Origin of the sequence: Plantactinospora sp. GCM10030261 (assembly GCF_042666615.1) — a bacterium.
Classification (GTDB): Bacteria; Actinomycetota; Actinomycetes; order Mycobacteriales; family Micromonosporaceae; genus KBS50.
The window spans coordinates 110,990-132,474 of the sequence record NZ_JBHTDD010000009.1 but is presented as its reverse complement, the minus strand read 5'-3'; the positions used below and the strand labels follow the sequence as shown (position 1 = coordinate 132,474).

Below are 21,485 nucleotides of genomic sequence, written 5' to 3'. Positions count from 1 at the left end.
CAGATATTCTCTCGACGATCCTCGATGGCTACGGTCCGCAGTAGACGGGTCGCAATGTCGCTGCCCGTCGGACACTGCCGAGAGGATCGCAGATGTTCAACGGGCATCGTTTCGGGCGGGGCGCCGGTCGTGCCGCCATCGCCACCCTCACAGCGTTGGTCACCGCGGTGGCCGGGATGTCACCCGCGTACGCCGAGGACGATCGGCCGATCAAACGGCCGAAGCCCGTAGCTGGCGCGAGCGCCGGCCAGGCGGGCCTCAAGACCTTCGCCACCCAGGAGGCCGTCGCGCGGATGGCACCGTACGGGTCAGTCGACCCGGGCGAGTACGGCGACGCCCTGGCCGACCTCAAGGGCCTGCGCGGGACCGGATCGCGGTGGCACGAGGTTACCGACAAGCCGTACGACGCCGACGACCCGAACTACCGTGACCCGCAGTACTCCAACTCCGGTGGCGGCTGGGGCAACGTCGCCGGCCGCGTCACCGGCCTGGCCGCCGGCAAGGGATGGATGTTCGCTGGCGGCGCCAACGGCGGTGTGTTCCGCAAGCGGCTCGGAACCGGTGGCTCCTGGCAGCCGATCTCGGACGGCGTCCTGGCCCTGTCCACCGGCGACCTGGTCTACGACGCCGAACAGGACACCCTCTGGTACGCCACCGGCGAGGCGAACACGGGTGCCACCACCTACACCGGGGCCGGCGTCTACCGGCTCCGCAAGGCCAGCAGGTCCACCGGCTTCACGCAGGCCGACCGGGTCGGCGGGGACGAGTTGGAGTCACGCAGCATCAACCAGCTGAAGTTCGACGGGCACGGTTGGGTATACGCTGCCACCAGCCGCGGGTTGTGGCGCCATTCCACCGATCCGAAGCGGCACAGCGAGCGGTGGCAACTCGTCTTCCTGCCGAACCCCGCCTCGGACACCGACATCACCAAGCCGTACGACAACATCGTCAACGACGTACTGATCCAGCCCGGGTCCCGAGGCAGGACGGTGCTGGTAAACGCCGCGTGGCGGTCGGGGGCCGCGTACAACGGCTACTATCTGTCCACCCGGGGTGGGCGGGCCGGCAGCTTCGTCCGGGTCAACCTGGCCGGCGACATCGACAACGCCGACGTGGGCAACGCCGAGTTCTCCGCCTCCGCCAACGGCCGGCACCTCTACCTGGTGCAGTCCAGCCCGGCCGGGTTGGCCGCCGGAGCAAGCTCGCTGTCCGGCGTGTACCACTCGGTCAACGGTGTGCTGGGTCCGTGGACCCGGGTCGCCGACTCGACCGAACTGGAGAATTCGGGCTCGGCCATCGGTGTCGACCAGGGTTACCCCGTTGGCGTTCAGACCTGGTACAACAACTTCATCGAGGTGGACCCGACCGATCCTCGACACGTCTACGTGGGCCTCGAAGAGGTCTACGAGACCGAGGACGGCGGCGCGAGTTGGAAGACGATCGGGCCGTACTGGAACTTCTCGCTTCCCTGCTTCGACCCGTCGGTGCCGTCCGGTGGTTGTCCGTCGACCACCCACCCCGACCAGCACTCGATCGCCGTCGTTGGCGGCACGGTTCTGATCGGCAACGACGGCGGGGTCTACTCCCGACCGTTGGCCCCCGCGGCCAGCCGGGAGGATACCGCGGGGCACGCCGTCGACTGGACCAACCACAACTCGACCCTGCGGACGTTGCAGTACTACTCAGTCGGTACCGGTCGGGACCCGAACGGTCGTGGTCACACCGTCGCCGGTGGCCTCCAGGACAATGGCGGCTCGCTGCTGCGGGGCGGCGCTCGCGAACTTGTCGGTCCGTTCGGCGGGGACGGTGGTGACATCATCGTGAACCCGCGAAACGGTTGCGAGATCCTCGACGAGTACGTCTTCCTGGCGCTGTGGCTGACCAAGAACTGCGGCCAGAGTGACGGCACGACCAGCGCGATCTTCGACATCACGGTGCCGGACGTCAACGCGCGGTTCACGGCGCCATTCCGCGTGATCCGTGGATCGAGGAATGTCCGCGACGGTGCGAGCGAGCGGTGGGTGGCCGGCGGCAACTCGTTCTGGCGGCACGATCTGGCGTTCGGCTACACGCCGGCGGAGGCCGACGCCGAGGAGTCAAACGGCTGGCAGCGCCTATACCAACTCGATGACACCGGCGCCCGGTTGATCGTCGGGATGGACGCGGTGGCCGACCCGACGGCACCCGCCGACCCTGCGAAGGACACCTACCTCGCCGCCTGGTGTGGGCAATCCAATTGCAACAGCGCCGGCTTCACCCGCGGGGTGGTGACCAACTGGGGCGGCGCCTGGATCGACCTGGACCTGACCGGTCTGCCCAACCGCTTCCCGAACGCCGTGGCCTTCGACCCGAACGATCGGACGAACTCCACCATCTATCTGGTCTTCAACGGCTTCAACCGGCGCTTCATCGAGGGTCCGGGAGCTGGCGTCAAGCACGTTTACCGGGGCAAGCTCGCGAAGACCGCCGGCGGGGTCTCGGTGGACTGGACCGACCTGTCGGTCGGCTTCCCGGACGTGCCCGCCACCGACGTCGTGGTGGTCGGCGACAAGCTCGTCGTCGGCACGGACCTCGGGGTGCTGGTCGCCGACCGGCGCGCCGGACCGGACCGGATCACCTGGCGGCGGGTGGGCGCGAATTCCGGCAGTTCGCGGTACGCGTTGCCGCTGACCGCCGTGTTCGACCTGCATGTCAGCGGTGACGGCAACCTGTACGCCGCGACCCACGGGCGCGGTATCTGGAAAACCCCGCTGCGGGACCTGTAGGCATCGGCGACGGGTCCACCCGGGGCGACCGGGTGGACCCGTCACGATGGCCCGGACCGGCACCTGGGTGCCGCGCCCGCAGCCGACCGCCCCGTTCCTCGGAGGGTGGCTACCGCATTGTGAGCGAGTGACCGGTCCGGGGCTGTCGGCGACATCCCGGTGTTGACCGCGCATGCCGTCCGCTGACCGTCCGCTCGACGTCCGGAGGCGCTCGGCCTCGGCGTTCGCACACGTTCCCAGGCAGTTCGATGGGTGGCTCCCGTTGCTACCGGCCTCGATATGGTGCAGTCTGTAACCGGTTTCAGGAAGGCAGCTCGGCAGGCGCCGACCCGCCCCCACGGCGCGTCCGATTACATCGAGGAGGGCCCATGAAACGATGGAGATCCACGATCGCGGTCGTGGCGGTGCTCGCGGTCGCGTTGACCGGGTGCGGCCGGGACGAGAACGGCTCCGGGGGTGGCGACCAGCCGGCCGGCGAGGAGATCTCGCAAGGCAAGGCGACGGGTGAGATCACCGTCTGGGCCATGGGCGCCGAGGGCGAGAAGCTGAACGCGCTGGCCGACGACTTCACCAAGGAGAACCCTGAGGCGAAGGTCAAGGTGACGTCGTTCCCGTTCGACGCGGCGCACGACAAGATCGCCACGTCTATCGCCGGTCGACAGACCCCGGACGTGAGCATGATGGGGTCGACCTGGATGGGCGAGTTCGCCAAGGCCGGCGCCTTCGATCCCGTGCCGACCGGCCTGTTCGACAAGAGCACCTTCTTCGAGGGCGCGTGGAACACCGCGGTCGTCGACGACACCGCCTACGGCGTCCCGTGGTATGTCGAAACCCGCCTGATCTTCCATCGGAAGGACGTCGCCGCCACGGCCGGTGTGCAGAAGCCGACCAACTGGCAGGAACTCACCGAGTTCGCCACCGCCATGAAGGACAAGGGCGGTGCCAAATGGGGTATCACTCTCCAACCGGGCGGGCCCGGCACCTGGCAGTCGTTCATGCCGTTCGCCTGGCAGGCCGGCGCCGACATCATGCGGGACGACGAGTTCACCCTGGACACCCCGGAGATGCGGAAGGCGCTGGAATACTACGCCTCCTTCTTCAAGCAGGGCCTCTCGCCCGCTCAGGTCGCACCAGGTTTCCAGGAGTCGGGCTTCATCAGGGGCGAGGTCGGCGCGTTCGTGTCCGGCCCGTGGCACATGGGCATCCTGCGCGAGCAGGGTGGTGCCGCCATCGAGGGCAAGTGGGACGTCGCCCAGATGCCGAAGGAACAGGCCGGCACGTCGTTCATCGGCGGCTCCGACCTCGTGGTCTACAAAGACACCAAGAACCGTGACACGGCCTGGAAGTTCGTCCAGTTCCTCACCACCCCGGCCGCCCAACAGAAGCTGTACGACCTGGTCGGCAGCCTGCCCGCGGTGACCGAGACCTGGCAGTCCGGCAAGCTGGCCAGCGACCCGCTCCTGGCTGCCTTCGGCGAACAGCTCAAGGACGCGAAGTCACCGCCGGCCATGGCCACCTGGGAGCAGATCGCCGACATCATCGACGGCGCCATCGAGAAGGTGGTCCGCGGAGTCGCCGATCCCGCGACCGCCGCCAAGGAAATGCAGTCCAAGGCGACGTCCATCGGCACCGGGAACTGAGATGGCGACCGCCACCGCGCAACCCTCCGCGCGTACCGGCGGCAACCGGGCCCCGCGACGGCCGCGACGGCCGCGCGGGGTACGCCGCGAAGGCATCGCGGGTTGGGGCCTCGCGCTCCCATTCCTGATCATCTTTGCGGTGTTCATGGTGGGGCCGGTGTTGGCGTCGTTCGCCATGAGCTTCACCGACCTGCGTAGCGCCGACCTTCGCAACCCGCTGGGGGTCAACCTGGTCGGCCTGGACAACTACGCCCGGCTGTTCGGTGATGACACGTTCCGGCAGACCGCCATCAACACCGCGTACTTCGTGGTGGTCGGCGTACCGCTCACGATGGCCCTCGGGCTCGCGGCGGCCGTCGGTCTGGACGCCGGCATCTCGAAGTTCCGGACGTTCTTCCGGGTCGGCTACTACCTACCGGTGGTGACAAGCATCGTCGCCGTCGCGGTGGTCTGGCGGTTCCTGCTGGAGCCGGAGACCGGGATCGTCAACACGGTGCTCGGCTACGTCGGCATCGACGGGCCCGTCTGGTTGGGCGATCCGGACACCGCGATGCCCTCGCTCATCGTCATGGCGGCCTGGCGCAACCTGGGCTTCCTCATGGTCATCTTCCTGGCCGGCTTGCAGGCCATCCCCGGTGACCTGTACGAGGCGGCGGCCATCGACGGCAGCGGCGCGTGGTCCCGCTTCCGGCACGTCACGTTGCCGCTTATGCGACCCACCCTGCTCTTCGGCGGCGTCATCACCGGAATCGGTTACCTCCAGTTCTTCGAGGAGCCGTTCGTGATGACGAAGGGCGGGCCGCTGGACAGCACGTTGTCCGTGGCCTTCTACACGTACAACCAGTTCGGTTTCGGCAACTACAGCTACGCCGCTGCCATCAGCTATGTACTGTTCGCCGCCATTCTCCTGTTCACCCTGGTGCAGTTCCGGCTGCTCCGGTCGAAGACGTGAAGGGGCTACCGTGAAGACGACACCGGGTGACCGCGGCCACGTCTGGGTGTACGTGGTCCTCACCGGCGGACTCGTGGTGCTGGTCGGCCCGTTCGTCTGGATGCTGCTCGGCTCGGTCAAGCCCAACGCCGAGATCCGCCAGGTCCCGCCGACGTGGTTGCCGGAATCGCCGACGCTGGACAACTACCGCCAGTTGTTCACCCAGCTCGACTTCCCGATGTTCTTCTTCAACAGCGTCGTGGTGGCCACCGTCATCACCCTCGGCAACCTGGTCTTCTGTTCGATGCTCGGGTATGCGCTGGCCAAACTCCGGTTTCCCGGCAACCGGCTGGTGTTCGGCCTCGTCCTCGGGATGCTGATGGTGCCCGGCATGGTCACCTTCGTTCCACTGTTCATGCTGGTCAGCCAGCTCGGCATGGTGAACAGCTATCCCGGGCTCATCCTGCCCTGGCTGGCCAGCCCGTTCGGCGTGTTCCTGATGCGTCAGTTCATTCTGGGCCTGCCGGACGACCTCATCCACGCGGCCCGGGTGGACGGCGCGGGCGAGTTCCGCATCTTCAGCCGGGTCATCCTGCCGCTGTGCGGCCCGGCCCTGGCCACCCTCGGCATCCTGACGTTCCTCTCCTCCTGGAACAACTTCCTCTGGCCGCTTGTCGTCGCGCAGTCCGAGGACAGGTACACCCTTCCCGTGGCGCTGGCGCTCTACGCCATCGGGGAGAACAACACCCGCTACGGGCTGTTGATGGCCGGCTCGGTCGTGATCATCGTGCCGATCCTGGTCGTCTTCGTGCTTTTGCAGCGGCATTTCGTCAAGGGCATCGCCATGACCGGCCTCAAGTGAGGAGCCCGCAATGCGATCCATCCCCCGGCTGACCGTCGCGACAGTCGCGTGTGTCGGCCTGCTCGTCAGTTCCAGCACAGTCGCGGCGGCGGCACCCGGCGCTGATCCGGCCTCCGCCGCCGACCGGCGGACCGTACTGCGCCAGTACGCCGCCGACACCTGGCGTTCGTTCACCGCCATGGTCGACCCGCGCACCGGCCTGGTCGCCGACAACATCGGCGGTGACCTCGACCCGGCGGACCGGTCGGCGTACACCTCGCCGACAAACGTGGGCTCGTACCTGTGGAGCACCGTGGTGGCCCGGGAACTCCGGCTCATCCCGGCCGGTGAGGCCCGTGCCCGCGTCTCCCGCACCCTGGACACGCTGGCTCGCCTCGAAATCCACAAGCCATCGGGCATGTACTACAACTGGTACGACCCGGCCACCGGCGCCAAGCTCACCACCTGGCCGGTCGACGGCAGCCCTGTTCACCCGTTCCTGTCCAGCGTGGACAACGGCTGGCTGGCCACCGCGCTGGTGATCGTCAAGGACCAGGTGCCGGAGCTGGCCCGACCGGCCGACGCGCTGCTGCGCCGGATGGACTTCGGCTACTACTACAACCCGGCCGAGCGGCAGATCCGCGGTGGCTTCTGGGTGGCGGCACCGCCGGGTTGTTCCACCCCCGGCAACTACCGGGGCGGCGCGGAGGTCTACTACACCTGCCACCACTACGGTGCTTTCAACACCGAGCCGCGGATCGCCAGCTATCTCGGCATCGCCGCCGGCCAGATCCCACCCGAGCACTACTTCGGGACCTTCCGCACCTTCGCTCCGGAAGGCTGCGACTGGGCGTGGTCGGAGCAGCGCGCGGTCGGCGAGTGGCGGACCTACCTGGGGGTACGCACCTTCGAGGGCGCGTACCGCTACCGCGGCATGCAGTTGGTGCCCACCTGGGGCGGGTCGATGTTCGAGGCGCTGATGGTCCCGCTGTTCGTCCCCGAGGACAAGTGGGGCAAGCGGAGCTGGGCGCGCAACCATCCGACGTACGTCCAGGCGCAGATCGAACACGGCATGCGCGAGGCGGGTTACGGCTACTGGGGTTTCTCGCCGTCGAACAACCCCGCCGGCGGCTACCGGGAGTACGGCGTGGACGCGATCGGGATGGACGCCGCCGGGTACACCTCCGACCAGGAACGCACAGGCGTCGACTACGGATACGGTGAGTGCCGGCCGGCGCAGCCGCTGCCCACCGAGTACGGGCAGGGCGTGGTCACGCCGCACGCGTCGTTCCTGGCGCTGCGGTACGCCGAGGACGAGGCGCTGCGGAACCTGGCGAACCTGCGGCGCGACTTCGACGCGTACGGGCCGGGCGGCTTCTACGACGCGATAAACGTGTCGACCGGGCAGGCGTCCGAGCGCTACCTGTCCCTGGACCAGGGCATGATCATGGCAGCGCTCGGCAACGCGCTCGCCCACGACGTGCTGCGCGAGCCGTTCAGCACCGGTGACATGGTGCGCCGGGTCGCCCCGCTGATGCGCATGGAGGAGTTCTACCTCCCCGCGCGCTGACCCCATTTCCCGTCGATCCAGGGCAGATGGTCGTGATTGGAGATCCAATCACGACCATCTGCCCTACTAGATCGACGGGGAGGGGGACGGGGGCGCGGGGATTGGGGATCGCCGGTACGGTGGAGCGCCGGTAAGCCGGATCCGGGGGAAGCAGGCCAGCGTGGACCGCACCTTCCAGGTCGATCTCCGAGGCGTGGTCGACCTGCTCAGTCATCACCTGTACGGCAGCCCGCGGGTGTACGTCCGGGAGCTGCTGCAGAACGCGGTGGACGCGATAACGGCCCGCCGGGCGACCGACCCGGACGCCCCCGCGCTGATCCGGATCGAGCCACCCGAGTTGACCGGCGACGGCACGCTGCGGGTGCACGACACCGGCATCGGCCTCACCGAGGCGCAGGTGCACGAGCTGCTGGCCACCATCGGCCGCAGCTCGAAGCGGGACGAGCTGGGCTTCTCCCGGCACGAGTTCCTCGGCCAGTTCGGCATCGGCCTGCTCTCCTGCTTCCTCGTCGCCGACGAGATCCGGGTGCTGACCCGGCACGGCGACGAGCCGACGGTGCGCTGGACCGGGTACGCCGACGGCCGGTACGCGGTGGAACCGGCCCCACCGGGCGAGGGCCGCACCGCCACCGGCACCACCGTGATGCTGCTGCCGCGCCGGGACGCCGACCAGTGGTTCACCACCCCGACGGTCACCGATCTGGCCCGGTTGTTCGGCTCGCTGCTGCCGGTCACCGTCCGGGTCGGCGACGTGCCGACCACCGCCGGCCCGCCGCCCTGGCCCACCACGCCCGGTGCGCCGGTGGACCGGCCGGCCCTGACCGCGTACGCCCGCGAAATGCTCGGCTTCGATCCGTTCGACGTGGTGCCGCTGTCGGTACCGGAGGCCGGCCTCACCGGGGCTGCCTTCATCCTGCCGACGGCGGTGAATCCGGCGGCGCGGGCCGGACACCGGGTCTATCTCAAGCGCATGCTGCTCACCGAGCACGCCGACGGCCTGCTGCCGGACTGGGCGTTCTTCGCGCACTGCGTGGTGGACGCCAGCGAGTTGCGGCCCACCGCGAGTCGGGAGGCGTTGTACGAGGACAACCTGCTTACCAGCACGCGGGAGGCGCTGGGCGACCAGATCCGCGGGTGGCTGGTCCGGCTCGCCAAGCATCAGCCGCGCCAGCTCGGTGACTTCCTCAGGGTGCATCACCTCGGGGTCAAGGCGCTCGCCCTGCACGACGACGAGATGCTCCGGCTGGTCGACAAGTGGTGGCCGATGGACACCAACGTCGGCACCGTGACGCTTGCCGAGTTCCGGCAGCGACACGGCCTGATCCGCTACGCCGCCAGCCTGGACGAGTTCCGCCAGCTCGCCGCGGTGGCCGCCGCGCAGGACCTGCCGGTGGTCAACGCCGGCTACACGTACGACACCGAACTGATCGAGCGGCTGCCCATGGTGGACCGTTCGGTCCTTATCGAACGGCTGGAACCGAGCGACCTGACCACCCGGTTCGAGCATCTCGATCCGCAGGTCGAGCTGGCGTTGCGCCCGTTCCTCGCCAATGCGCAGCGAGCGTTGGAGCGGCTCGGCTGCGAGGTGGTGATCCGGGCGTACGACCCGGTCTCCCTGCCGGCGCTCTACCTGATCAGCCGTACCGCGGCATTCAACGACCAGCTCGCGGCAACCCGCGACCGCGCGGACGAGGTGTGGGGCGGGGTGCTCGACGCGCTGGCCGCGTCCGCTCCGCCGGACCGCCCGCAACTGGTGCTCAACCACCGCAACCCGCTGGTCCGCCGGATCACCACGCTCGGCGACCCGCAGCTGGTCGGGCTCGCTGTCGAGGCCCTGTACGGGCAGGCACTGCTGCTCGGGCACCATCCGATCCGGGCGGCCGACGCCGCCCTGTTGAACAGTTCCTTCCTCGGCCTGCTCGGCCGGGCCGTACCGGAACGGGAGTAACCTCCTTCATGAGCGATGAGGACCTGTGGCGAACGCTGCGCGAGGTCAGCAACATGCCGTACGGCGCGGGCCAGATCGCCGCGCTGGAACAACTGATCCGCCGCGCCGACGCCAGCGAGGACCGGGAGTTGGCGTTCGCCGTCCGCATGGAGGCGACCACCGGGTACGGCTACGGGGGCGAGCCGGCCAAGTCCTTCGTGACCTTCTCCTGGTGCCTCGCCGAGTTCGACCGGGATCCGCAGCCCTATCACGAGCGCTACACCCACTATCTGCTGTGGTTCTTCAAACACATGGTCAACGCGATGTTGACGTTTCCCGAGGTACCGTTGGACCGCACGTACGCGGTGCTGGACGACATGGAGCAGCGGTACCGCGCGGGAGGGCACAGCCTCCAGGCCGTTTACAAGCACCGCTACCTGGTCGCCGACCACGTGGGCGAGCGTGACAACGCGGCCGAGTGGTACCGGCGGTGGCTGACCACCCCGCGCGACGAGCTGTCCGACTGCGCCGGCTGCGACCCCACCACCCAGGTCAGGAGCCTCGCCGAGGCAGGCCGGGACGAGGAGGCGGTGGCGTTGGCCGAGCCGGTCCTCGCCGGTCGGCTCACCTGCAACGAGCAGCCGCAGGCGATCCTCACCGCACTGCTGCTGCCGTACCTGCGTACCGGCCGGCTGGACGCCGCCCGCGACGCGCACCGGGAGGCGTACCGGCGGGTGCGGGGCAACCTCGCGGACCTGTGGGACATCGGCGACCACGTCGAGTTCTGCACCCTGACCGGGAACGGGGCGCGAGCCGTGGAGATCGTCGAGCGGCACCTGGACTGGCTCGACCGGGCCCCGTCCCCGGCGTCCGCGATGCACTTCGCGGCCACCTCGTCGGCGGCGCTACGCCAGGCGGGTGCCGACATCACCGTGTACCGGCGAGCATCCGGTGACCGGCCGGCCGGCGAGATCCCGGCGGCGGTGCTCGCCAGCGAACTGGCCGACACGGCGACCGCCCTGGCCGCCCGATTCGACGAACGGAACGGCACCACGCACCAGTCGGAGTGGATCGCCCGCCGGCTCGCGGTGACGCCCACCGGCACGCACCTACCGCTCTCGGCCAGCCTCCGCCGGTCGGGCCGCCGGCCGGCGCAGGCCGGCCCGGATCACGCGCCGCCGACCGGCACCGGGCAAGCGGCGCAGGCCGGCCCGGATCACGCGAAGCGGCGGGAGCCGGTGGAGATCCCCGCCGACGCCACCGCCGACGACCTGCTCGACCTCGCCGACGAGTGCTGGCGTACGCATCGGGAGGAGGCGTTTGCCGCCGCGCTTGCCGCGTACGACGAGAAGTTCGCGGACGTCGAGGTCCCGCCACGGACGGCGGCCCGCCGCCTGGAGCTGCGGTGCGCCCAACGCGCCGACGGGGAGGACCGGTCGGCGGCGCTGGCCGCCGGCCGGGCCGCGCTGGCGGCGTTCCAGGACCTGCCGGATCCCGTCCACGCCCAGGTGGTGGCCGGGCGGCTGGGTGTGCTGCTGTGCATGGCGTCCGATGGCGCCGAGGAAGGGCTGGCGCTGGCCCGGGAGTCGGCCGCCTACCTCGACCAGCACGGCGACGTACGGCAACGGGCCGCTGGTCACGACCGCCTGGCCATCGCCTTGATGCACATCGGGCACTGGCCGGAGGCGCTGATCGAGGTGGACCGGGCGGCCACCGAGGCGGAGGTCGACCCGTACCTCGCGGCCCGGGTTGCCCTGCACCGCACCGCGATTCTCGAGCAACTGGCAGACCGGCCGGCGGAGTTCCGGGAGTCGGCCACCGACGCCCGCCGGCGTGGCCGGGAGCTGGGGCTGGACGACGTGCTGACCGCGGCGTGCCTCGCCTGCTCGCGGGCGACCGACGACCCGGAGGAGGCGGTGGACGCCTGTGACGAGGCGGCCGGCGTCGCGCTGCCGTCGGCTCAGTTGCCGGTACGGGTGGCCCGGGGCCGGGCGCTGCTGGCCGCGGGTCGGCCCGAGGAGGCGGTCGACGACCTCGTCGAGGCGGTGACGCTCTGCGTGGAGCAGGGCCAGGAGGGTGATGCCTTCCTGCGCTGGGAACTGGCGAACGCCTACCGGTTGGCCGGTCGGCTCGGCGAGGCCGCCGAGGTGGCCGAGGAGGCAATCATCGGTCTGGACCGGCTCGGCGCCCAGGCCGAGGCGGACCGGTGCCGACACCTGCTGGCCGGCATCTACGAGGGTCTCGGCGCCACCGAGCCGGCACTCGCCCTGCTGGACCAGCTCGCCGACAACCTCGACGGGCCGGACAACCTGCCGCACCGGGCTCAGGTGCTGGAGGAGGCCGGCGGCATCCTTTACGACGCCGACCGCGACGCGTTGGCGGTCCAGCGATTCGCCGCGGCGGCGACCGCCTACCGGTTGGCCGACCTGCCCGTCGAGGAAATGCGGGCGCGCCGCCGGGAGACTTCGGCCCGGTACTGGTCGGGTGACCTGCCGGGGGCGGTGGCTGGCGTCGAGGCGATGGACACGTCGGCGGCGGCGCTCGCCGGGCAACCGGACGAGCCACCGATGCTCACCTACGAGCTGGCGATGGTGGCCGACACCGGGGCCCGCATCCTGGCCGGCGACGGGCGGGAAGGGGACGCACTGGACCGGCTCGCCGGGGTGCCGGACCGGTTACGGTCGATCGAGGCGTTCGGCGAGGCGGCGAATGCCGAACTGCTCGTCGGGGAGCTGCTGCTGCGACGGGGACAACCGGTCGAGGCGGAACGGCTGCTGCGTACGGTGCTCGGCGGGCTGCCCACCGGCAGTCCGCCGGCGGCCCGGGCGGCCGCGCTGCTGGCCCACGCCTTGGACCTGCTGGAACGCTCGGCCGAGGCGCGGGCCCTCCGCCAGGAACACGGCCTCTCCGACGAGTAACCCCGCCCCGCCCGCGTAACCCCGCCGATCTAGGGCAGATGGTCGTGAAAGGATCTCCAATCACGACCATCTGCCCTAGATCGGCGGGGCGGATTGGTGAGCCGCTACTCAGGGTAAACACAGATCATGGCACCTCTCCGTACCTCGCCGCCCCCACCCAGGGCTGATGAGCTACGCCGCTGGACGTTGGACACGGCGACCGAGCTGCGTGGTCTCCGGGCGGGACTGCACGAGGCGTTGACCGGTGAAGAGCTGCTGGCCGGTGAGCGGCTCGACGAGATTCCCGAGTTGGTGGCGCTTGTCGCATCGGAGCTGGCGACAAACGCGCTGCGGCACGGGATCCCACCGACGATCGTGCGCCTCCTCGCCGACGACGACCATTTCTATCTTGTGGTCGCGGACCACGACCTGACGTCCGTACCGGAACTCGCGGACACCCGACCGCTCGGCGCCGGCGGTCGAGGGCTGCAACTGGCCCAGTCGTTCTCGCTCGATGTCGGCTGGTACGCGACCGAGCACACCAAGAACATCTGGGCCTCGTTCCCGCGCCGCTGACCGGGCCGGAGCAGCCAAGACGGCCGTATCGCCAGGCCCGCCAGGCCGCGCAGTGTTGATTACGTCGCCCGCATCCCACCAGGTGAACCGATCGTTGCCCTTCCGGGACCATCCAACCGAGAATTCCTATCGACTAGATAGGGATACCGATGGACGGCGTCACCGCGGACGCCAGCCCTCCTGGAAGGGAAAGCCATGCGCAAGCTCCTACTCCTGGCCCTGGTGGGCCTCGGCGCCCAACTCGTGGACGGCAGCCTGGGCATGGCCTACGGCGTCACCTCCACCACATTGCTGCTGGCCATCGGCACCAACCCGGCCGCCGCGTCGGCGACCGTCCACCTCGCCGAGATCGGCACCACGCTCGCCTCCGGTACCGCCCACTGGCGCTTCGGGAACGTCAACTGGCGGGTCGTCGCGAAGATCGGCATCCCGGGCGCGATCGGTGCGTTCGCCGGCGCGACCTTCCTGGCCAGTCTCTCCACCGACATCGCCGCGCCGGTAATGTCGCTCATCCTGCTCGCCCTTGGCCTCTACATCCTCGTCCGCTTCACCACGTTCGGCCTGCCCACCGACCGGCTCCACAAGCCGCTCCGCAAACGCTTCCTCGCCCCACTCGGCCTGGTGGCGGGCTTCGTCGACTCGACCGGTGGCGGCGGCTGGGGCCCGGTCGGCACCCCCGCCATCCTGGCCAGCGGACGCCTCGAACCTCGTAAGGTCATCGGCTCCATCGACACCAGCGAGTTCCTGGTCGCCGTCGCCGCGAGCATCGGCTTCCTCGTCGGGCTCGGCTCCGAGAACATCGACTTCGCCTGGGTCGCCGCGCTGCTGATCGGTGGCGTGATCGCCGCACCGATCGCCGCCTGGTTGGTCCGGCACATCCCGCCACGGGTCCTCGGCTCGGCCGTCGGCGGCGTCATCATCCTCACGAACGTGCGAACGTTGCTGCGCAGCGACTGGATCGACGCGCCCGACGCCACCCGCTACACCGCCTATGCCGTCATCTACCTCGTCTGGGCGGCGGCGCTGGCGTACTCGATCCGCCAGCACCGTGCCGCCAGCCGGCCGGTTCCGGCCGGATCGCCGACCGACGACCAGCCGGCCCTCGTCGGCCAGCCCGCCAGTCCCGGGCGGTCCGACGGCGCCGAGGGCACCGAGCCGCCGCCTTCCGACCCGCGGGACTGACCGCCCTCCCGTCACCGACGGACATGGGGTACGCCGTCCGACTCCCGAGGCCGGACCGCAGGGCACCGGGTGCGGAAACCACAGTCAGCGGTACGCCGGGTGTGGCGCACCACCGGCGCCACCAACCCGCGTTCATCGCCTCGCGTCGGGGTACTACCCAGGGATGTTCCTCATCTTCGGACTACGCACCAAGGTCAGCCGGCTCGGCGTCGTCAACCGGGTCTGCCGCAACTGCGGCAACCAGGCCGCCCAGGTCATCGACCGCCGGGCCACGAGGTTCAGCCTGTTCTTCGTCCCGCTCATCCCGATCCGGACGCGGTACACGCAGCAGTGCACGTTCTGCGCCGCGCAGTACGGCATCTCCAAGAGCGAGGCGCACAGCCTGCCGGTCGGCTGATCCGCGCGGGTCAGCGCACCGGGGTGTCGGCCAGCTCGGTCGTCGGCACGGCACGGGAGAACCGGATACCCTCGTCGGTCAGCCGCGCGTACCGCATCGTCAGCAGGTCCCGGGGGTAGTTCTGACGCAGCCGCCACGGCGCCCGCGCGCCCTGCTTCGGCAGCGCGTCGACGCTGCGCAACACATACCCGGAGGTCAGACCGATGAGCGGCTCCCGCGCGCCGTCCGGCGGCGCCAACGGGGTGCAGATCTGCCGCCCGGTCCGGTCCAGGTGGCGCAGCAGCCGGCAGACGTACCGGGCCACCAGGTCGGCCTTCAACGTCCAGGACGCGTTGGTGTAGCCGATCGTCATCGCGAAGTTCGGCACGCCGGAAAGCATCATCCCCTTGTAGGCGACGGTCCGACCGAGGTCCACCGAGATGCCGTCCACGGTCACCGTCATGCCGCCCAGCGCCAACAGGTTCAGCCCGGTGGCGGTGACCACCACGTCGGCCGCGAGGTCCACGCCGGACGCGAGCCGGATGCCGGTCTCGGTGAACGTGTCGACCCGGTCGGTCACCACCGACGCGCGGCCACTGGCGACGGCGCCGAACAGGTCGCCATCCGGAGCGACGCAGATCCGCTGGTCCCACGGGTTGTAACGGGGCGAGAAGTGCCGATCGACGTCGTAGCCCGCCGGCAACCGACCCGCCACGCCCCGACGCAGGAACCACCTGGCCAGGCCGGGCGCCCGCCGGGTGAGCCGGTAGCTGGCGGCGCCGAGCAGGACGTTCTTCCACCGCACCACCTGGTACGCGACCCGGGCCGGCAGCCACCGTCGCAGCGCGTCGGCCAGCGCGTCGCGGGCGGGCAGGGAGATGACGTACGTGGGCGAGCGTTGCAGCATGGTGACGTGGGCGGCGCGGTCGGCCATCGCCGGCACCAGCGTCACGGCGGTCGCGCCGCTGCCGATCACCACCACCCGCCTGCCGGTCCAGTCCAGGTCCGCGGGCCAGTGCTGGGGATGCACGAGCTGTCCGGCGTACCGGTCGATCCCCGGCAGCGGCGGCGTGTAACCCTGGTCGTACCGGTAGTAGCCGGCGCAGACGAAGAGGAACGAACAGGTCAGCTCCACCGTCTCGGTGGTGTCGACGCGCCGTGCCCGGACCGTCCAGCGGGCCGCCACGCTGGACCACTCGGCGGCCTCCACCCGGTGCCCGAACCGGATCCGGTCTTCGACGCCGTACTCCCGGGCCGTCTCGCGCACGTAGTCGCGGATCGAGTCGCCGTCGGCGATGGCCAACGGGTCGGTCCACGGCTTGAACGAGTAGCCGAGGGTGAACATGTCCGAGTCCGAGCGGATGCCGGGGTAACGGAACAGGTCCCAGGTCCCGCCGATGGCGTCCCGGGCCTCCAGGATCGCGACCGTCCGGTCCGGGCAGTCCCGTCTGAGGTGGCAGGCGGCGCCGACGCCGGACAGGCCGGCGCCGACGATCAGCACGTCGACGTGCTCGGCAACCATGGGATGCTCCGATCGGAGGGGGCGGACCGGCCCTGCCATCATCACCCCGGCGGCCGGTCACCCGCACCCGGAGGTGGCACCGTCCGGGTCGCGCGGAGCCGGCCGAGCGTGTCTCCCGCCGCCGCGGTGGCCATCGGCACCAGCCGGGTCGAACTCATCACGGCCAGGTCCTCGGCAGGCGTCGTGGCACCGTCGAGGAACCGCAGCACCCGCTCGGCCGGGTTGCGGTCGAACAGCCGCTCGAAGAACCCCGGCCCGTCGACCAGGCCCCGGTCGAGGGCCCGCAGCGCCACGGCATCCATCCACAGGTGGCGGCGGGGATAGGCGGGCGCCGGGACCGGTGGCCCACCGGCGGCCAGGGAACGCGCAACCTGGTCGGCCTGCCGGTGCATCGCCGCGAAGGTGAAGCCGGTGGACGGCCGGGTAGCGCCACCCGCCGTGCCGAGCCGGACCACGCGCGGCGACGGCCGGCGGCGGAACGGTCCGTCGGTCATCGGGATCACGCCGTTCTCCACCTCTCGGACCGTAAACCCCGCTGGGTCGAGCCCCAGCAGATCCCGGTACGCGCCAAGCGCCGCGTCGTACTCGCCGTCCGCCAGCGGCCGGGCCGAGAACTCGGTGTACTCGATGAGCGCGTACCGGCTGTCGACCGGCAGGACGTAGCCGAACGACAGGCCGCGGGCCGGTTGCGGGGTGCGGAAGTCCATAAGCACCGCCCGGTCCGGGTCGAACATCGGCGCGTCCGCCGCCACCCACCAGCCCCGGAAGTGCTGGAGCCAGTTGGTCCGGCCGGGCCGGTCCGGCCGGCGGGGGCGGGAGTCCAGCGCCCAGGAGGCGCGTACCAGCGGCGTGTTGTCCGCGCCGCGCACCAGGACCCGGTGCCCGTCGTCGTCGAGGGCACCGACCGGGGAGACGATCCGGGTGACGCCGAGCCGCCGCTCGGCCTCGGCGGCCCGCTCGTAGACCGGCCCGGAGCGGAGCATCGCGTACCGCAGGGGGGCGAGTTCGAGGACCCGTGGCCCGGACCGGCCGATCACCTCCACCCGGTCCCACCTGGCGCTGAGCATCGGCTCCAGGTCACCGCCCGGTGGTCCCCAGAACGCCCAGGTGCGGTCCTGTCCGCGGCGGTGCACCGGATCGACCACGGCGATCCGCAGGTCCCGTACGCCATGCCGATCCAGCGCGGCCAGCAGGAGGGAGGCGGCACCACCCCCGCCCACCAGGGCGAGGTCGACGTCGAGCGGGGCTGCGCTGCTCATCCCTACACGCTGTCACATCCGGGATTCTGGCTCGGCCCGCATCCCCGGTCGTCCCGACGACTCGCACCGGCCGTAGCGAGTATGGCTCTCCAGCCGCAGGACGTCAGCGGCAGAAAGCGCTTCTCAGCGCTGCTATTCTGACCGTCGTGATCCCGTTGGAAGCCGTGGCTGCCGCCTACGCCCAATGGGTGATGCCGCACCTGCCGCTCTACGGCAACGATCACGAACGCTCTGATTTCGCTCCCTGACAGACCGGCTCCTGCCCGCCACCTGTCCCCCTCGTCCTGTTCGGGAGCGATCCACCATGTCCGAATTGTCTATTGGACCGCGCTCGCCGGTCCGCGCCGTCCTGCGCGCTCCGCAGGTGCCCTGGGTGCTGCTCGCCAACCTGGTGGGACGCATCCCGCTCGGCTCGGCGCCACTCGCGCTGCTGCTGTTCGCCCGCGAAACGATGACCATCTCGACGGCCGGGTTGCTGGTCGGCGCGTACAGCGCGGGGCTGGCGGTCGGCCAGCCGATGCTGGCCCGGATGGCCGACCGGTGGCGCCAACCACCGGTGATCTGGACGGCGGTCACCCTGTCCACCGCCGGCTTCGCGCTCACCGCGATCCGACCGGATCCGGTGTACGCGGTGCTCGCCGCCGCCGCCGCCGGGCTGGGCGCACCACCGTTCGAGGCGTTCCTGCGGGTGCTGTGGAAGGACCTCGTGGCCGATCGACTGCTGCACGCCGCGTACACCCTGGACGTCACCGCCCAAGAGCTGATTTTCATCATCGGACCCATCATCACCGTGGCGGCCATCGCCATGCTCGACACGGCGTGGGCGCTGGTGGCCATCGCCGCCATCCAGGTCGCCGGCGCGGTGGCGTTCGCCACCGCACCAGTCGTACGCGGATGGTCCGGGACACCCGCGGCCCGTCACTGGGCCGGGCCGCTGCGGGCGGCCCGGCTACGAATCCTGCTGGCAGCCACCCTGCTGGTAGGGGCGGCTGTCGGGGCGACAACGGTCGCCACCGCCGGGTACGCCGAGGCCGAGGGCGTGCCGAGCTGGGCGGGCTGGCTGCTCGCCGCCCAGGCGACCGGTGCGCTGGTCGGCGGCATCGCCTCCGCCCGCCGCCCGCCGGCCGACCCGCAACGCGGTCTCGAAATCATGGTCCTGGTGCTGGCCGCCGGGCATCTGCCGTTGCTGCTGTTGCCACCACCGCTGGCGATGGCCGGATGCCTGGCGATCAGTGGCCTGGCGCTGCCGCCGGCACTTACCGGGGTGTTCCTGCTCGCCGACCGGGTCGCACCCCCGGGAACGGCCGCCGAGTCGTTCGCCTGGGTGGCCACCGCCTTCGCGCTGGGCAGCGCGGCCGGCTCCGCCTTGGACGGAGCGGTACAGGACGGCACCGGCGTGGTGCTCGCCGGCTTCCTGCCGGCACCGCTGCTCGTCCTCGGCGCGGCGGTGTTGCTGCGCGCCCGCCGGCACCAGCTCGCACCGGCGGGCGGGCGGCCGGCGAACGGTTGACCCCATCCGGACCGCGTCACCGCCCGTCTCCGCCACCGCCCGAGGCAGGATGTCGGTATCGCCGTGCCGGCTCCGACCCTGTAACGAGACCATCCGGTACGCGGATGGCCGGCGCCGAGAGGGAGACACCGTGAAGTACATGCTCTTGATCTACAACCGCCCCGGCTTCGCCGAGGAACTGACCGAACAGGAGCGCACCGAACTCTTCGGTGAGGTCGATACGATCATGAAGGAACTCACCGAATCGGGCGAATGGGTCGGCGGGATGGGCTTGGCGGACCCGTCCACCGGCCGTACGGTCCGCCAGCCGGCCGACCGACCGGACATCGTCGACGGCCCCTTCCTGGAGAGCAAGGAGCAGTTCGCCGGGTACGCGCTCGTGGACTGCGAGAGCATCGACCGGGCGGTCGAGATCGCCGCCCGCTGGCCCGACGTCCGGTTGGGCGGTGCCGTGGAGGTGCGCGCCGTGATGGGTGACGGCGGGACCGAGATGTGACACCGCTTCCGCGGGATGCCGAGGACCTGCTGCGCACGCTCGCGCCGCGGGTCCTCGGGACCCTCGTCCGCCGGCACGGCCAGTTCGACGCCTGCGAGGACGCCGTGCAGGAGGCACTGCTCGCCGCCGCGGTGCAATGGCCCGACCAGGGCGTACCGAACAATCCGAGCGGTTGGCTGCTCACCGTCGCGAGCCGGCGGTTGACCGACGAGTGGCGCAGCGAACGCGCGCGCCGCGATCGGGAGACCGCGGTGGCGGTCCGGGAGCCGGAGCACACCGGCGTGGTGCCTGCCCCGGGTGACGAGCCCCCGGGTACAACCGGCGACGACACCCTGAAGCTGTTGTTCCTCTGTTGTCATCCGGCCCTGTCGAAACCCGCCCAGGTGGCCCTGACGCTACGGGCCGTCGGAGGGTTGACCACCGCCGAGATCGCCCGAGCCTTCCTGGTTCCCGAGCCGACCATGACGCAACGCATCCGCCGGGGCAAGAACCGCATCCAGGCGTCCGGGGCGCGGTTCGCGATGCCCGGCCCCGAGGAACGCGACAAGCGCATCCAGGCCGTGCTGCAGGTGCTCTATCTGATCTTCAACGAGGGGTACACCGCCACCAGCGGCCCGCATCTGCACCGCGCCGACCTGACCGCGGAGGCGATCCGCCTCACCCGGATGCTGCACGGCCTGCTACCCGACGACGGCGAGGTGGCGGGGCTGCTCGCGCTGATGCTGCTCACCGACGCGCACCGCGCCGCGCGCACCGGACCGGCCGGCGAGTTGATCCCCCTGGCCGAGCAGGACCGCAGCCGCTGGGACCGGGCCGCCATCGCGGAGGGGACCGCTTTGATCACCGAGGCGCTCACGTGGTCACCGCCCGGGCCCTACCAACTCCAGGCGGCCATCGCGGCGGTGCACGCCGAGGCGGACCGGGCCGAGGAGACCGACTGGCCACAGATCGTGGCCCTGTACCGGTTGTGGTCGCGGCTCGCCCCGAGCCCCATGGTCACCCTCAACGAGGCCGTCGCGGTCGCGATGGTCGACGGGCCGGACGCCGGCCTCGCCCGGCTCCGCGATGTGGAGTCCGACGAGCGGATGGCCGGACACCATCGCCTCGCTGCCGTACGCGCCCACCTGCTGGAGCTGGCCGGCGACGACGCCGGCGCCAGGACGGCGTACCAGGAAGCCGCCCGCCGGACCACAAGCCTGCCGGAACAGCGCTACCTGACCGGACGGGCGGCCCGCCTGCTCTCGCGGTGACGGGCCCGGACGACCGTGCGGAACACCCGGCGGGCCTGGGCCGACGGTGCGGAACTCCCGGCGGGAAGGTGACATCCGCACGGGACCGCCGGGAGCCGGTCCGACCGACGCTGGCGGCATGCTGAAGAAACCCACGAGCGTCCGCGCATTCGTACGGCACTACATCGAGATGGTGATCGCGATGGCGGTCGGGATGCTGCTGCTCGTCCCGGCCTGGTCGGTCGTGGTCGACCGGCTCGGCTGGACCGCCACGTTCGACCGCCCGGACCTGTCCGCCCTGGTGATGGCCACCACGATGAGCATCGGAATGGCCACCTGGATGATCTACCGCCGGCACAGCTGGATCGCCATCGGGCAGATGTCGGCGGCGATGTACGTCCCGTTCCTCGCGTTGTTTCCGCCACTCTGGATCGGACTGCTGGACGGCGCGGTGGTCCACCTGCTCGGGCACCTGCTGATGTTGCCGCTGATGGCCGCCGCCATGCTGCTCCGGCCGCAGGAGTACGCCACCCACCACCGACCCGCGTGACATTCGGAGCCGCCGGGGCGCATGGAGTAGCAGGGACCGCCTAGGGGGTCGGTCCTCGACCGGGCGGGTGCTCTCAGGGTCGCCTCGCCCGGTCACCGAAAACGCTCCGGTCGTCTCCGGGTATGACCGGCCCGCACATCGAGGAGGTTCCACGCAGATCGGTGCGACAAACCGGGCCCGCGACCACTTCTCTTGTCGTTAGGTCGACCCACCG

General features: G+C 70.6%; 16 protein-coding genes. 14 read left to right on the top strand and 2 right to left on the bottom strand.

The features are described from left to right. The first annotated feature begins 92 nt into the window (after nt 1–92). The 10 genes from ACFQUZ_RS13585 to ACFQUZ_RS13540 all read left to right on the top strand — a co-directional run bounded on the left by ACFQUZ_RS13585 (nt 93) and on the right by ACFQUZ_RS13540 (nt 14,726). A complete protein-coding gene (locus ACFQUZ_RS13585) occupies nt 93–2,765 on the top strand; it encodes a glycosyl hydrolase (protein WP_377441852.1) in 2,673 nt (890 codons plus the stop codon). A 368-nt stretch (nt 2,766–3,133) separates the two neighbouring features. Further along, nucleotides 3,134–4,405, top strand: a complete 1,272-nt coding sequence (locus ACFQUZ_RS13580) for a sugar ABC transporter substrate-binding protein (RefSeq protein WP_377441850.1) — start codon at nt 3,134–3,136, stop codon at nt 4,403–4,405. Nucleotide 4,406: 1 nt separating this feature from the next. Continuing rightward, nucleotides 4,407–5,357, top strand: a complete 951-nt coding sequence (locus tag ACFQUZ_RS13575; protein ID WP_377441848.1) for a carbohydrate ABC transporter permease — start codon at nt 4,407–4,409, stop codon at nt 5,355–5,357. A 10-nt stretch (nt 5,358–5,367) separates the two neighbouring features. Next, on the top strand, nt 5,368–6,198 hold the full coding sequence (locus ACFQUZ_RS13570) for a carbohydrate ABC transporter permease (protein WP_377441846.1): 831 nt from the start codon (nt 5,368–5,370) through the stop codon (nt 6,196–6,198). 10 nt (nt 6,199–6,208) lie between these two features. Continuing rightward, nucleotides 6,209–7,747, top strand: coding sequence for a glucoamylase family protein (locus ACFQUZ_RS13565; RefSeq protein ID WP_377441844.1), 1,539 nt, complete (start codon nt 6,209–6,211; stop codon nt 7,745–7,747). A 160-nt stretch (nt 7,748–7,907) separates the two neighbouring features. Continuing rightward, nucleotides 7,908–9,695, top strand: a complete 1,788-nt coding sequence (locus ACFQUZ_RS13560) for an HSP90 family protein (RefSeq protein WP_377441842.1) — start codon at nt 7,908–7,910, stop codon at nt 9,693–9,695. Between the two features lie 8 nt (nt 9,696–9,703). Further along, nucleotides 9,704–12,592, top strand: coding sequence for a hypothetical protein (locus tag ACFQUZ_RS13555; protein WP_377441840.1), 2,889 nt, complete (start codon nt 9,704–9,706; stop codon nt 12,590–12,592). Nucleotides 12,593–12,718: 126 nt separating this feature from the next. Further along, nucleotides 12,719–13,147, top strand: coding sequence for an ATP-binding protein (locus ACFQUZ_RS13550; protein WP_377441839.1), 429 nt, complete (start codon nt 12,719–12,721; stop codon nt 13,145–13,147). Nucleotides 13,148–13,342: 195 nt separating this feature from the next. Beyond that, nucleotides 13,343–14,329 (top strand): sulfite exporter TauE/SafE family protein, encoded by a 987-nt coding sequence (locus ACFQUZ_RS13545; RefSeq protein WP_377441837.1) that lies wholly within the window; start codon nt 13,343–13,345, stop codon nt 14,327–14,329. A 163-nt stretch (nt 14,330–14,492) separates the two neighbouring features. After that, the gene (locus ACFQUZ_RS13540; protein WP_377441835.1) at nt 14,493–14,726 is read left to right on the top strand and encodes a zinc-ribbon domain-containing protein; all 234 of its coding nucleotides are present in this window, start codon (nt 14,493–14,495) and stop codon (nt 14,724–14,726) included. Between the two features lie 10 nt (nt 14,727–14,736). Here ACFQUZ_RS13540 and ACFQUZ_RS13535 read toward each other — a convergent pair whose 3' ends face one another. Both ACFQUZ_RS13535 and ACFQUZ_RS13530 read right to left on the bottom strand, forming a co-directional pair. After that, nucleotides 14,737–16,227 carry a flavin-containing monooxygenase gene (locus ACFQUZ_RS13535; protein WP_377441833.1) on the bottom strand — a complete coding sequence of 497 codons (1,491 nt, stop codon included), beginning with the start codon at nt 16,225–16,227 and terminating at the stop codon, nt 14,737–14,739. Nucleotides 16,228–16,268: 41 nt separating this feature from the next. Beyond that, nucleotides 16,269–17,486 carry a lycopene cyclase family protein gene (locus tag ACFQUZ_RS13530; RefSeq protein WP_377441831.1) on the bottom strand — a complete coding sequence of 406 codons (1,218 nt, stop codon included), beginning with the start codon at nt 17,484–17,486 and terminating at the stop codon, nt 16,269–16,271. Nucleotides 17,487–17,799: 313 nt separating this feature from the next. On the opposite strand from ACFQUZ_RS13530, the gene ACFQUZ_RS13525 reads away from it, so the two are divergent. The 4 genes from ACFQUZ_RS13525 (at nt 17,800) to ACFQUZ_RS13510 (ending at nt 21,271) form a co-directional block, all read left to right on the top strand. Continuing rightward, the gene (locus ACFQUZ_RS13525; RefSeq protein ID WP_377441829.1) at nt 17,800–18,996 is read left to right on the top strand and encodes an MFS transporter; all 1,197 of its coding nucleotides are present in this window, start codon (nt 17,800–17,802) and stop codon (nt 18,994–18,996) included. Between the two features lie 139 nt (nt 18,997–19,135). After that, complete coding sequence (locus tag ACFQUZ_RS13520) at nt 19,136–19,492, top strand: YciI family protein (RefSeq protein ID WP_377442010.1); 357 nt, start codon at nt 19,136–19,138, stop codon at nt 19,490–19,492. Then, nucleotides 19,489–20,742, top strand: coding sequence for an RNA polymerase sigma factor (locus tag ACFQUZ_RS13515; RefSeq protein ID WP_377441827.1), 1,254 nt, complete (start codon nt 19,489–19,491; stop codon nt 20,740–20,742). The genes ACFQUZ_RS13520 and ACFQUZ_RS13515 overlap by 4 nt, the downstream gene beginning before the upstream one ends. Before the next feature lie 118 nt (nt 20,743–20,860). Then, nucleotides 20,861–21,271 (top strand): hypothetical protein, encoded by a 411-nt coding sequence (locus tag ACFQUZ_RS13510; protein WP_377441825.1) that lies wholly within the window; start codon nt 20,861–20,863, stop codon nt 21,269–21,271. Nucleotides 21,272–21,485 lie beyond the last annotated feature (214 nt).